The 14,384-nt window shown below is 37.0% G+C and carries 9 protein-coding genes and 1 pseudogene; 3 read left to right on the top strand and 7 right to left on the bottom strand.

The window, feature by feature from the left end; genetic code table 11:
- Window positions 1-244 precede the first annotated feature (244 nt).
- Window positions 245-655, top strand: a pseudogene (locus ACFSCZ_RS19825) (transposase); the annotation flags it as partial.
- Window positions 656-1,131: 476 nt separating this feature from the next.
- Here the strand turns inward: ACFSCZ_RS19825 and ACFSCZ_RS19820 are convergent.
- From ACFSCZ_RS19820 to ACFSCZ_RS19805, 4 genes are all read right to left on the bottom strand, one after another.
- Window positions 1,132-1,632 carry a hypothetical protein gene (locus ACFSCZ_RS19820; protein ID WP_380776804.1) on the bottom strand — a complete coding sequence of 167 codons (501 nt, stop codon included), beginning with the start codon at window positions 1,630-1,632 and terminating at the stop codon, window positions 1,132-1,134.
- A gap of 643 nt (window positions 1,633-2,275) precedes the next feature.
- On the bottom strand, window positions 2,276-4,579 hold the full coding sequence (locus ACFSCZ_RS19815; RefSeq protein WP_380776802.1) for a DNA primase family protein: 2,304 nt from the start codon (window positions 4,577-4,579) through the stop codon (window positions 2,276-2,278).
- A gap of 418 nt (window positions 4,580-4,997) precedes the next feature.
- Window positions 4,998-5,237, bottom strand: coding sequence for a helix-turn-helix domain-containing protein (locus ACFSCZ_RS19810; RefSeq protein ID WP_380776800.1), 240 nt, complete (start codon window positions 5,235-5,237; stop codon window positions 4,998-5,000).
- Window positions 5,238-6,068: 831 nt separating this feature from the next.
- The gene (locus ACFSCZ_RS19805) at window positions 6,069-6,308 is read right to left on the bottom strand and encodes a helix-turn-helix domain-containing protein (RefSeq protein ID WP_380776798.1); all 240 of its coding nucleotides are present in this window, start codon (window positions 6,306-6,308) and stop codon (window positions 6,069-6,071) included.
- A 383-nt stretch (window positions 6,309-6,691) separates the two neighbouring features.
- Between ACFSCZ_RS19805 and ACFSCZ_RS19800 the strand changes: the two genes are divergently transcribed.
- Window positions 6,692-7,891, top strand: coding sequence for a tyrosine-type recombinase/integrase (locus ACFSCZ_RS19800; RefSeq protein ID WP_380776796.1), 1,200 nt, complete (start codon window positions 6,692-6,694; stop codon window positions 7,889-7,891).
- Between the two features lie 525 nt (window positions 7,892-8,416).
- On the opposite strand, the gene ACFSCZ_RS19795 is transcribed toward ACFSCZ_RS19800, so the two are convergent.
- From ACFSCZ_RS19795 to ACFSCZ_RS19785, 3 genes are all read right to left on the bottom strand, one after another.
- Window positions 8,417-9,889 carry an aldehyde dehydrogenase family protein gene (locus tag ACFSCZ_RS19795; RefSeq protein WP_380776794.1) on the bottom strand — a complete coding sequence of 491 codons (1,473 nt, stop codon included), beginning with the start codon at window positions 9,887-9,889 and terminating at the stop codon, window positions 8,417-8,419.
- 215 nt (window positions 9,890-10,104) lie between these two features.
- Window positions 10,105-11,775, bottom strand: a complete 1,671-nt coding sequence (locus tag ACFSCZ_RS19790) for a thiamine pyrophosphate-binding protein (RefSeq protein WP_380776793.1) — start codon at window positions 11,773-11,775, stop codon at window positions 10,105-10,107.
- Between the two features lie 64 nt (window positions 11,776-11,839).
- On the bottom strand, window positions 11,840-12,067 hold the full coding sequence (locus ACFSCZ_RS19785) for a hypothetical protein (protein ID WP_380776791.1): 228 nt from the start codon (window positions 12,065-12,067) through the stop codon (window positions 11,840-11,842).
- A gap of 612 nt (window positions 12,068-12,679) precedes the next feature.
- On the opposite strand from ACFSCZ_RS19785, the gene ACFSCZ_RS19780 reads away from it, so the two are divergent.
- Complete coding sequence (locus ACFSCZ_RS19780) at window positions 12,680-14,209, top strand: BCCT family transporter (protein ID WP_380776790.1); 1,530 nt, start codon at window positions 12,680-12,682, stop codon at window positions 14,207-14,209.
- The last annotated feature ends 175 nt before the right edge of the window (window positions 14,210-14,384 follow it).

Genomic DNA, 14,384 nt, shown 5'->3' with positions numbered 1-14,384 from the left:
ACTATAGCTTTAATTGTTTTGAATTTTAATGCTTTGTAGAAAGTATATTTAGTCTCGACCTAAATAAAAAAATGAAGAGAAAAAACCCTCTCCATTTCAATACTTTCTGTCATATCCATCGACACCTCGGTGTCGCAGTCAAGGTGCCCCGTTAAACCGACACCTTAATCCCGACACCATAAACAGTTTTCCTAAAAAATTATGGTTTTTGGCTCTAATGCATATTTAACTGTATTCTTTAGATTCATTAAGAAAGGTATATAGCGCCCCGAGTCTGAAGGCTTGCCATAGTGCCTTTGACAGCCTATCCAGGAGCCATTGACGTATGGGTGAGGAATTTCCACCACGTCAAACAGCTCTTTAACTATGGCGTGTTTTTCGAAAAATCATATACCACTAACGCCGTGGAAAGCATTCATTCTAGTTTTAGAAAAGTGACAAAAAAAAGGGCATTCCCCAATGAGAATGCCCTGTTAAAAGTATTATATTTGAGCATTAAGGAACTAAAAACAAAGAGCGGGATGGTGGCCCTATCCAAAACTCGGCCATGGTCAGAAACCAATTCCTCCTTCAACACGAGCTTAAAGATAGTGTATTAAAATACATTGATAAGTGGACTTACACACTTTATTTAACAAACCCAAACTCTAAATGAAAAATCTTGGATTATAGTTCGGATCTTATACAAAGGTTACTTCCAGGGCTTCGGTAGTTTTTTAAATATCTTGGAAAAAGTCTTGTTAAGCATCCTTCTATGGGGAGGAATCCACTTGGAAGTCATGAATAGGCCTGTTCCGTATCTCGGCTTGCTTTTTTCGTTATTTTCAATACTTTTATTGCCTTCTGATACCATGAAAATGTCCCTCCTCCTGTCATTATATTTACATTGCGTTATTAAGAATTAGTTTTTATAGTACATAGCCTTGTCATGCGGACAGCACTTTAACCATTTGCTTATAACGTTACCACAGTACTTCTCTTGTTAGGACCATTTATAATATTCAATTTAGCATGAAACAAATCTAAGAATATTTACTTTCATTATATAATAAAGCAAACACGCTCTTGGTATCAATTATCAAATTGATAGCATTAAAACCTTGCATTTGATTAATTTGGAAACTGTATAGACTAATAGATCAGCTTTAGTACTATTATCTCTTGCTTTTCTATTTTGCTCTTTTTTTCTTCTTCTAACTGGTTTACTCTTTTTTCGAGTTTTTTTACTTTTGCAACTAGCTTATTGTCCTCAAAAAAATGCTGCTTGGACTCTGTACCTGCTGAATTATTTAATTCGGATTTAACATCCTTTAATTCTTTTTTAAATTTTTTTATTAACATATTAATCAAAAATAGTTTATAAACATCCTGATAGTATAACTTGTAGCGATTTCCTTCCTTGAAAGCATTTATATAGCCACGAAGTTCTTTTACATAATGCTTTAAAGCAGAACCACTTCTGTTTATCCATATTTCAGCCTCTTTTATGGTGTACCTACAATGAATATCTGTGTACATCTCATTCAAGAAATCCGGAAAAAGTAAATTGCTATTTTCTACTTTTTGAGAACACAACAAAAATAATGGATCGTTAAGAAAATCTTTTTTAATTCTTTCTTTTATATTCAACATAGTTTGTTCACCTCTTATAATTTTCATAACTACTCTTGTAGTTTTCTTGGCGCTGCTTGTTAACAGTTTAGAACCACATTCTTATCAATCCTCTAGATTTTTGGATTTGCAGATAAAAATGTATAAGACTTTTTTAACTTGAAATTTTGTCAAATAACACACTCGAGTACGCTTTTCTTAAATAAAGGTACGTGTAAGCCTAAAATGCTCAATATTTTTGTCATATCTTTCGATCTTTGAATGGACAAAATCCGCCTTTTCGATGAGATAAATGCCTTAAACTGTAACATGGACTACATAGCCGCTAAGCCTTGGCCGGTATAGTCCTACTAAGCTCTTCAAGCTCAAGATTACCCATGAATCAATAGCTTGGACAAGTTTTCGACAAGTTTTAGACGATCTTATTTACATATGTCCATATCTAAACCCTTGATACATCAAGTCTCAAGGCAAATATGGACAGATTGGGCAGTTTTTCTGTCTCTAACTAAGATTTTTAAAATACATACAATATTTCACTTTCATCAATTTCTATATGAGTTATAAAGATCTGTCCATTTGTCCAAAAAGGTCCCATAGCAGGCATAACAAGATTACTAGCTTGGACAGATTCTCTTCGAACTGTCCACATTTGTCCACCTTTCTAAACCTTCTTTAGGTAAACTCTTGCAGTTTTACCATTTACAGTTTTTCTGCCGGATATATAGCTCAACTGCTCTAATTCTGTTGTAAGTGCCTTTTTACTCAAAATATGTTTATAATGATTGTTTTCACAAAAATTCACATAATCAGAGTAAGCTGAAGAAACAGGCATGCCATGGATGTCCTTCCCATCCTCGTAATACTCATTCAGCCACTCAATTACTGGATTATTACTAATCTCAAATTCTTGTAAAGAAATTCGAACTATTTTCGGAAGCGTAAAATACCCTCTGGCAAGCAGTCTTTTTAGTGCATCAAGACCAATATTAAGCAAATAACTTCGGGCCGCTTCAGTTGTAATTTTGTGTTCAAAGAATGGATCCTGTTTGTGAGTTCTGCGTATCCGTGCATTTAGAGGTACAATCACTAGCCTGTCTTTTAACCCCTGTGAACCATCAAATAGTCTCGGCAGCCGATTAGTAGCAAAAATTAGCTTTGCAAAGTTTCTAAACTGGAATGGATTTTCACCTTTATATTCGCCTTTGATCAGATCGCCCGTTGTTAACTTTTTAAATACTGACGTATCCTTAATTGACGTATAAGGTATATCATCTCCAATGTTTGCTAGTTTGCCGTGTAACATACCTGTATTGAACCGTTCTCGCAATTCAGACAAAGACATAGCTGAAATATTCTCATCACCTAAAAAGGCATATATTGCTTTAAACAGAGTGGATTTTCCATTTCCGCCTTCACCTTTTAGGATGAAAGATTTTTCAAATGAATTTTCTCTAAACAAGGTGTAACCAATCATTTCTTTTAAAAGCTGTTCAATTTCCAAATTGTTGTCGCTTATCGTTGAAAATAAATTATCAATATGCGCACACATAGCCGAAGGATCATATTTTGCGTTAATCTGATTGGTAATAACAAATTCTGGGCTGTGATTTAATATTCTATCTTTTTCTAGATCATACACGCCATTTTTTACACCGATATAGCGCGTGGGTGCATGCTCCTTCACTTCCGCTATTAGTTTTAGCCTCGCCATAACTTCATTAAGCTGTGTTTCCTTCAACTTTGGAATAATATTAATCATCTTACGCTTAATCAAATTATCATCGGCTACATATCTCCCTTTTATATATACATGCAACCGGTCATCAAGCTGAATAATATTTTCTTTCTTTACTAAAAAGCATGCAAATTCATGATGTAGAAACGTCTTTTCATTAAAGAACTGTCCCGGATGGACACCCTGGATTGAATTATCTATGATGTGTAATCGGGAGTCATCCTTCACACTTTTCCTAATATGCTCGTTATAAAAGGCATTAACCTTCACATCCTGTTTGCAATGCTCAACCATAGCTTTATAAGAAGGCATATCTGTTATTTTTTTATGTTTTACTTCTGTGTCCAAATGGCCAAATTTATGCAATCTAAATAAATCGAAGCTGTTTACATTCATACCGGAAATAGGATCCGTTGAATGATTGCTATAGGCAAATGTATTATCGTCATAAATGACGACACCGCCTTTTGTACTTCCATTTATATATGTGTACCTGTCACTCCTAAATGGTTCATATATATCGTGCAAGAAATTGTCCAAAACATCAGTAATCGAGTATACGGAAGTCCAAGCCCCTATCCAGTTTGCTTTTCCGCGCGGATCTTGCTTTTTTTCATTCTTAAACTCTGGTATACTCTTACTCTGTTTAACTACCAAGCTAGCATCAAATAAGGGAGCATCTTGGTAATAAAACTCATAGTTATTTGGATTTTCACAAGTTGGATAGTACATAAGCTGCGAAACAACATATGAAGAAGCGTCAACTACTAATCCAATGTCATTTATCCCAAGAATATCAACTAAAAAACGTGCAACCTCTTCATAATGTTTTGGCTCTATTTCTTTAGCTAAAGGTATGAGACCTCTGTATCTTAGGCCTTTTATTCTGTGCCTGTGTGTGGAATACAGGGAGATAGCAAAATTAGCCCGCCCCTCAATCTCTGCCCAAACATTAAGGTTTTGGGGTGGATTGTCGGTATCTATATCGATGGTTACGATGCTCCGACTCTTTGTATTATTGTTGGTTCGCTCATTCTGTACAAATCCACCTACAAAACCCCCGGCAGAACCTTTATTCCTGGTTACTTTTATATTTACCAATCTGCTTAAAAAGGCTGAATATGTTAATGTTTCATTATTTGCTTGTATATCTATAGCTGACCGAAAGTTGGTTATATTAATCGGTTTATCGTATTTAAGGCTGATCTCTGTCTTTTTAGCTGCTAACAATCTTTAACCTCCTCCCCTTAAAAGACATCTTATTTATATTGTGACAAATGATATAGTAAATGTAGGTGATTTTATGAAGGTTCTGGTCTAGGTGACTTCGAACCCTCATAATCGGTTAGACTCTTCATTCGCATAACTGCTATGATGTAGGTGTTTTTTACTTTTAACTTGATCCATCTATACCCCGTCTTTCAATCATCCAGCCACATCATGAAATCTTTGAAATGAGTTCTTTCTCTTGATAGTGATTTTCTCTATGGCATTTAATGCTTTGTTGATTAATTTAATTTCCAAAACGTGTAACATATATCACCTGTTAAGCATTAAAATAGATGGGCTTCTCAATAATTACTGCCGCTACCAAGAGTCCGGCATTGATCCATACCTTGGTGTTCTAACCATGCACTTTTATCTCTCCTTACGGTGTGTATTCCAGTTCATTTAACCATTTTTCAATAGAATTTTTTCGGTAGATTAATCGAGTTCCTATGCGTACAAAAGGAATCTGCTTCTCCCTAACCAATCGGTAAATCAAAAATTTGCTTACTCCTAAAAGTTCAGCTACCTCCCTTGTATCTAATGCTTTTCTCTCAATTGGCACATACTTTGGTTTTTGCCTTTCGTAGTGTTCTTTAATCGCTCCGTGAAGTCCAGACATATTTTTTCCCTCCCTTTATTAAGCATTTTAACTACGCATAGTGGAGGTTTTAAGTGATTTTTATAATTTTTTTGTTTTTTTTTGTTTTTTCACCCTCAATCCCTTTTTCTACAACCGATTTTGTGATTTTATGCTTTTGCATAGAATCATTTTAGTTATTGAAAGATAAATTTTCTTGAACAATTATCCGAAACTTAGTACTTTTCGTTTAATTACTTGTTTATACCCGCACATTTAATAATGAAATTAATAACCCTACACGTCATTGTTATTGTTTTTCCGCCCTCAATGAAGCTACTATTTAATACGAAAAAGAACACCAACGGGATATAAAAAAGCCATAACAAGTGAATACCCCTATATTTAATGGAGATTTATAGCCACACGGACTGAAAATATTTTTCTAACAAGGTAGGAAGTATCAAAAATATAAATTTAGTCCACTCTTTTTCGGCTGGATCATCAAATCCTCAATGTACGAGTAATTATTAAATAACTATATGAACTTGCAAAAGCAGAAAACGCTTTAAGAACAGCTTATTAAGGCACTTTACTGGAAATGATGAACTGGGTCAGTGATTTGTGGTCCCAGAAGTATGAAGACTTTATTACAAAAATATGCAAAAACGGACCGAGCCTCCCGCGGACGGTGAAGGCTAAATTACGACCGAATCTTTAAAGAAACCTTAGAAAAATACAATGAAGGAGATATACATTTAAATGACCTAACATATGATCCCCTCATTGTTGCTGCAACTTCAAGAATTACAGCTGTTTTTAAAACTGCTTTAGGATTCAAAATCTTAATTTTAAACAATTTTCCCCATCTCCTTATGGCGAAAATTCAATTTCATTGAGCCATCTTTCGATTGACGTTTTTTTAAATAAAATGCGACTTCCAATTTTTACGTGGGGAATTTGTTTTTCCCTAACCAGCTTATAAACGAAGTCAGTGCTTATATCTAGGTACGCAGATACTTCCTTTACAGTCAGAGTTGTACGTTGAATCGGTGCGTACGCTGGCTTCTGGCTTTTATAATGTTGTTTAATTGCTTCCTTAAGATTAGGCATGTTTTTCCACTCCTTTTATATTCTTACAAGGCATTGTACATACATCTGCTGGATATTCTAAGTAGTTTTTATAAATTATTTTGGGTCTGTTATTTTTTTAATTTTTTACCGCTTTGCTCCTCTGATTTCTCAATTTGCTATGGGTATAAAATAGGAATAGCTTTCCTTAATTTGCTTCATTCCTTTCCAATCCTCTAACAAAGTTAATAGATTATTAGCTTGTCATGCCACAGCTTAACTTTTTGAATATTACAAGAAGAAGTTAATAATTAAGGATCTTTATGATATGATTTGTGTAAAATACAAAAATTTAATAAGGCTTGTTCGGAATTAGACAAGCAAAAAATCAGGAAATTTACCGAAAACTTTATAATGGAGGGTGAATGAACATGGCTGGCCGTATCGAACAAAGGGGGAAAAACTCCTGGAGATTGGAAGTCAGTCTCGGATATGACGAAAACGGGAAGCAGATTCGCAAGCGGAAAACTGTAAAAGTAAAAAATAAAACGGAAGCAAGGAAAATGCTTGCCGCTTTTGTTACTGAAATTGAGGCCCAGGAATATATTGACCCCACTAAGATGAAGTTTGGACAATTTATTGAAGAATGGAAAAGCAAATATGCAGAAGGGAAATTGTCTCCAGGAACGCTTGAAATGTATGAGCATTTGCTGAATGGGCATATCCTACCAGTTTTTAAAAACCGACAAATGAATAAGGTCATGCCCATCCATATAACTGATTATCTGAAAAGCCTAGAAACCACCCGTAATGATGGAAAAGAAGGCGGCCTGTCATCTTCTTATATCCAAAAGCATTACAACGTGTTAAGAAGCATTTTTAACTTTGCAAAGAAAAACCAGCTTGTTAAACATAATCCAGTAGAAAATGCCGAAAAGCCCATCGTTAGATATAAAAAGTATGATGTTTACACGACTGACGAAGTATTTCAACTAATTGATCTATTGAAAGATGAAAAGCAGCAATACCGCCTTATGGTCAAAATAGCCATTAATGTCGGACTTCGCCGTGGAGAGATACTTGCCCTCCAATGGGATGATATTGATTTTGATACCCATGAAATACACATACACCAGACTCTTTCCTATACTAAAGAACAGGGGCTCTTTTTAGGCCCACCTAAAAACGGAAAAGAAAGAATTGTAGTGGCCCCTCAATTCTTAATTAAAGAGCTAAAGGATTTTCACCTCTTCAAGAAAAAAGAACGACTTCAAGCGGCTGAACTATGGGAAGGCGGAGAATATTTCTTTGTTTTCTCTTCAAATATGGGCAAGCCTTATTTTCCAAGCGTACCTAGTACCTGGTGGAGAAGGTTTTTAGACCGAATCAATGGGCATTTAGAAAAAGAGAATAAGCCCCCTTTCAAGCGAATTCGTTTCCACGATCTGCGGCATACTGCTGCTACTTTGTTAATCAATCAAGGAGAGCATCCTAAGATAATCTCTGAGCGCTTAGGACACTCTGATATACAGATGACCATGAACACTTACGGCCATTTCCTAAAAGAAGCTAACCGGGGTGCCGCAAACAAATTGGATAATTTATTTAACCCCAAGGTTTTATAACGCTTGGGGTATTTTTAAATTGAAATAATAAAGACTTGTGTTCATTATAAATCAACATATGCCAGAACACGTTAAATTAATAATCATGTTGTTTTTCGCAAAACATATTATACTAAATTTAATTGAACAGGAAAGAAGAAAAAAAGAAAAACGAATACTCTTTTGGGGTTTAGGGTTTAACTTCTGCATATGAACCCAATTCCATCAAACACATAAAATATACATCTGGAAATTGTTAATATACCAACGTTTCCACAACCAAAACTGTTATAAAATAATCAATCTTTCACCGTAGGGTGCTAGGAGTCGCAGGTTCAAATCCTGTCATCCCGATATAAGAGAGAAGCGCCTAACCCTTTGTTGTCAAGGGGTTAGGCGCTTTTTATATTGGTGCAGTTTTGACGATATATAAATGGTACAGGCTTTTTGGGGTTTATTTTGTTTAGATAAAAAATCACAAAATTAATCACTCGCGTTGTATTAACTTTTTCAGCAAAAGTCAAGCAATATAGCCTGACCCGATTCTCATTCAAACCATTGAATTGGCTTTGTTTCAAGATTGATATTGATTTGTTTTACCTCTTGATATTCATCCATTCCAAACGTGCCGAGGCTTCTACCGATACCACTTTGTTTATAGCCTCCCCACGGGGCCTGAATATTTGTCAGATGGTAGGCATTGATCCAAGTGATTCCCGCTCGTACTTTTTTAATGACACGCATCGCTTTATTTTGATCTTTGGAGAATACAGCGCCTGCAAGCCCATATTCCGTATCGTTCGCAATTCTGATTACTTCGGCTTCATCTTTAAACTTTTGAATAGCGACGACAGGACCAAATATCTCTTCTCTGACAATTCTCATGTCGCTCGTTACATCAGTGAAAACGGTCGGCTCAATAAAGAAGCCACGATGCATGCCATCCCTCTCAATGCGATTGCCTCCACATTCAAGCGTTGCACCCTCTTCTTTTCCAATTTGGATATAGTTCAAAATTTTTTCCATGTGTTTTTCGCTGACGATGGCACCCATTTGCGAATTTTCGTCATTTCCCGGACCAACCTTGATTCCTTTAGCTCTTTTTACATATTCGGCAACGAAATCATCGAAAATCCCTTCTTGTACCAAAATACGGCTTCCAGATGAGCAAACCTGACCAGATCCCATGAAGATTCCAAATAACGAATAGGTGATAGCTGTTTCGAGATTGGCATCATCGAAAATAATGTTCGGTGATTTTCCTCCAAGTTCCAAAGAGACTTTTTTCAGATTGCCCGCTGCCGCCTGCATAATGTTGCGTCCGACTGCGGTGCTTCCAGTAAACGAAACAACATCGACATCATCACTTTCTGCAATTGCCTGCCCCACTTTGGAACCGGATCCCATTATCAATTGTGCCACACCTTTCGGGAGATCTGATTCATCAATAATTTCAAATACCTTCACCGCTGTCATTGGCGTAATTTCAGCTGGTTTTAAAAGAATGCAGTTTCCTGCTGCCAGGGCGGGGGCAATTTTCCATACACTCATCAATAAAGGGTAGTTCCAGGGAACAATCAATCCAGCAACTCCCATCGGTTCCTTAACAATCATTGTTTGCAACTTCTCGGAATATTCATATATTTGACCTTTATGATTGTTGAGCAATCCAGCATAGAAACGGAATGTGTAAACTGCCCCGGTAGCATCCGATTGTGCCTCACGTCTGGTTTTACCGTTATTTTGGATTTCCAGTTCTATAATATCTTCCAGATGTTCCTCCATTTTTTCAGCGATCTGCAGTAGTACTGTTGATCTTTCTAGCGGGGAGCGTTCAGACCAAACGCCGCTTTCAAATGTTAATTTGGCAATTTTTATCGCTTCTTCTGTCTCTTCTACTGTAGCTAGTGGGGATTTGGCAATGACTTCCTGGTTGGCCGGATTTAAGATATCCTGCTTTTCCGGATTGCTTGAATCCACCCATTTCCCGTTTATATATAACTTCAATTCTTTTGCCATAACCTTATGCCTCCTTGTTCACAGCTGATTGAACTGCAATTTTGCAACAATTTCATTTAATAAATTGTTTCGGATTTTTCATTTGTCATATTTTAAAAGCCATGCGCCCACCATAAAAACATTGGCTGCCATATGCAGGTTACTTCTCCCATACGGTCGCCAATGTTTTGTTAAGATAAATGTTTCCTAGCCGTACTTTTGTAAGTTGTTCCGTATTAGTTGTGCGGACGGAAAGAACGGATATATTCATCGGAATCTTCATAGTGAAGGATTCCAAATGCTTCTACATCTACAACAACCATGTAAGGCTTTTTGCTTTCAAGCGCATTAGCCAAACCTTTTTCAAACTCTTCGACAGTAGTAACCTTTTCTGAGTCAAAGCCCATAGATTTTGCCATCATGACGAAATCAGGGTTTTTCAAATCCACTGCCGTTTTTCTGCCATAAGCTGCTTCCTGGTAGTATTTTAAAATTCCGTAGCCGCCATCATCGAATAACAGAATGATGACCGGTGCATCCTCCTGAACCGCAGTGATCATTTCACCAGCATTCACCATGAAGCCGCCGTCACCTGCAACAAGAACAACAGGCTTTTCCGGTTGACCGACTTTTGCACCAATCGCCATTGGCAAGCCTTGTCCAATACCGCCGCCAGTCATGTAAAGGTAATTTCTAGGCTCGTGAATGTCGACCAATTTGTTTGCCCATATGTATCCAGGGATTGTTACGTCAGTAATAAGGACAGTATTCTCCGGAAGCTGTTCATTCATGATCGCAGCGATATCACCATATGGTTTTATCGTGCAGCATAGGCTGTCGCGAACCGCTTGGCGGACGGTTCTCACTTCATCCACATATGAGGTATCCGGAGTAATCTCCCTGTTTGCTAATGCTTTGTTGATTTCTTGTAAAACTGCTTTGGCATCGCCAACCAAACCGTACATTGTATCGAAGTTGCGGTTAAATGCATTTGGATTAAGATCTATATTGATGTGATTTTTAGGAACTGGAGATGTCCATCCATTTGTTTCTTCTCTTCGGAAACGAACTCCAATGCTAATAAGCAAATCTGCCTTTTCCAAGAGCTCCTCAAATTGAGGGAAAAACGAGAAATTGCCGATGCAAAGAGGGTGATTCTCAGGAATAGATCCTTTTCCAGATTCACTAGTGACTACTGCAGGCTGGATCTTCTCCACTAATTCCAATAGTTCTTCAGATGCACCTGAATGAATAATCCCGTCACCTGTCCAAATGACCGGTCTTTTTGCTGTAGCAATTTTTTCAATTACTTCAACTGGAAGGTTAACCTTAGCTTCAGGATCTTGAACAGTTGCCACTTCAACCAATTGGTTTTGCGGAATGATCATTGCCTGGAAATTTGTTGGAATGGAGACGGTAATAGGTCCTGTCGGAACAGTCTGCGCCTCTTTGATTGCTTTTCTTATAAACGGAGTGATCAATTTTGGACGCTTCAAGAGGTACGCCGCCTTGTTTGCTCCTTCCATCATCTTCAGCTGGTCCCTGCATTCGTGGATATAACGCTGGTCGGTTCCGATATAGTTAGAATCTGCTTCACCTGTAATATGGAGAAGCGGAGTACCGGAATTCCACGTTTCCGTCAATGAGCCTGCACCATTTCCTGCGCCTGCACCTGTGCTTGTCAAAACTACACCGAGTTTACCGGTTGCACGCGCATAAGCGTCAGCCATGTTAACCGCACCGCTTTCACCGCGCGCAGTGGCCATTCTTATCTTTCCATTGCGAAGCATCGCATCATAGATTGGCATATTGTGAATACTCACTATTCCAAAAATAACCTCAACTCCTGCTGCGACCAGTTCTTCTACTATCGCATCTGCTACTGTATATTCTGTATGGTTAATCATTGTAAATCCTCCTGAATGTCTTTAATTTCTAGTAAAAGGATGCCTCCGTAGAGGGATAACATTTTTATCGGATGTTCGTGGATGTTGCCGAATAGAAGCTGTGATCAAATGCTTTCGTATTAAAACCTTTATGTAAATATTCCACCAGATGAATGAGTAGCAAGGTTTTTACTTTCGAATCACAATCAACACGTGTTGACCAAAACATGTTTTCACCTTCCAATGTACCCATCATTAGATCCAAGTCCCCCGCTGCATCATCCGAAATACTGAAAAATATAACTTCCACCAATACTCTGGACAGCTGTTTTTCTTCTGCTAGAAGATACCGCTTCCATGGCCTTTTGCATCTGTTTCTGTATCATTCCACTCAATAACTAAATATGGTTTAGACATTATAACTCCTCCTAAGGTGTATTACTTTTGCTATACCCTTCGCTCGTTTGAAATTGGATTCAATATAACATTTTCGAGTTTTCAAAATCCCCCTTCTGCTTTTAATACTCAAAATATTAACAGTATTATACTCCTATTTTTCTGTTAAATTATTGATAAAAAATTATAAAATAGTTGTACTAATATATAGGAAGGGGAAACGTTGTGTCGAACCAAGAATGAATACTAGCCCTTCATTTTTGGGGAGTTAAAAGTATTATTGGAATTCTGCTCAAAAAAAGCTTTTATAGTCTCCCAATGTATTCCATGCGAATAGATTTCAACTTTTTTATTACTTTTCGCTTAAAAACTCAACAAAAAGTAGGAGGATGTAAGTGCTATCATTAACTTAATAAATAATTTAATATGAAAGAAAGTGATTCGAAACGTTATAAAGTATTGACTGTTCTAGTGGTGATGAACATAATTTAATCTACTCTCACAAATTTACATTAGGGGGAAATGTGGTATGTTAAAGAAAAATTCCGTCATGATCATATCGTTAATGGTTACCTTAATTTTTATTCTAATTGGAGTGTTTAGCCCTAAAAAGCTAAGTGAGATTTCCTCCAGCTTTCTAGTTTTTGCTACTGATAGTTTCGGGTGGTTTTACCTGATTTCATTTACTCTGTTTGTGGTCATGTGCATATATCTAGCTTTCTCTAAATATGGAAAAATAAGATTAGGGAAAGACTCAGACCGCCCGGAGTTTAGCACCGGTTCATGGCTAGCGATGTTATTTAGTACCGGTTTAGCTGCAGGTCTTTTCTTTTGGGGAGTAGCAGAGCCAGTTATGCATTATTTATCTCCCCCAGTTGGTGAGGGCGGTACTTCCGAATCTGCTAAGTTGGCGCTGAGTACTTCTTTCTTTCATTGGGGTCTTCATTTTTGGGCGGTTAACTGTATTATTGGTTTAATGATAACGTATTTTCAATTTCGTAAAAATTATCCCCCTCTCATAAGTTATACGCTATACCCATTACTGGGGGAGAAAATACATGGACCTATTGGAAAAATTGTTAATATTTTAACAATCTTCGCAATACTATCAGGCGTTACAACTTCAATGGGTTTGGGTGTTAGACAGGTAGCAAGCGGATTAGACTTTGTCTGGGGAATAGACAATACTAGTTTTTCTCAAAGTATTCTTTTTGTGATTATCACTATTGGTTTCGTTATGTCAGCATGCTATGGACTGGACCGTGGCATTAAAAGATTGTCAAATATAAATGTAGTAATAGGTTTTATTATATTGGCGCTAATTTTCATTCTTGGTCCAACACAAAAAATCCTTCAAATATTAGTAGCATCCGGTGGAGACTATCTTCAAAACCTAGTGGGAATGAGCTTACGGATGGAGCCTTTTTCAACAGACAATACTTGGCTTTCAAACTGGACGATTTTTTATTGGGGATGGATTATAAGTTTTGCCACTTTCGTAGGAATCTTTATCGCAAGAATTTCTAAAGGGAGAACAATTAAAGAGTTTGTTATGGGTACAATGTTTGTACCGGCTTTCACATCAATCACGTGGTTTTCTGTTTTCGGCGGTAGTGCACTGCATTTCATTCATAACTTAGGAAGAAGTGAATTGGCAAACAATGTAATGGAGGATGTGACCACAGCATTTTTCCTTTTTCTACAGTACTTCCCATTCAGTTCTATGTTAATGGCATTGTCCATCATTTCCATCCTAATATTTATGGTTACTTCGGCAGATTCAACTGTGTTTGTATTAGGAATGATGAGTGAAGAATCTAACAATCCTACAAATAGAACTAAAATATTATGGGGAATCGTCATCGCAGCAATAGCTATTACTTTAATTTATAGTGGGGGATTGACTCCTTTACAATCTGTTTCAGTAGCAGCAGGATTACCTTTTACAGTAGTAGTATTAGTCATGATCGTTTCCTTCATGAAATCCTTGAAACAGGAAACAGCATTCTTGTCGGAAAAAAAAGAGGAAGATAACGAAGAAGATAACATTGCTGTTTAATTTTTTTCAAAGAATTATCTAAACAACTAAGTACTCCTCATCTGCGATGATAGCGCTTTTTTCACTACTTGGCATTGATGTTTTTACCTTACTAAACAAAACTAAGAAAAACGTCCTTATCCTTATGGATACTGGCGTTTTTCTTCTTTCATTGGCAGGATATTTTGATAAAATA

Origin of the sequence: Siminovitchia sediminis (assembly GCF_042680885.1) — a bacterium.
In the GTDB taxonomy this organism is placed as follows: Bacteria; Bacillota; Bacilli; order Bacillales; family Bacillaceae_C; genus Siminovitchia; species Siminovitchia sediminis.
This window is presented reverse-complemented; position numbering and strand designations above follow the sequence as displayed.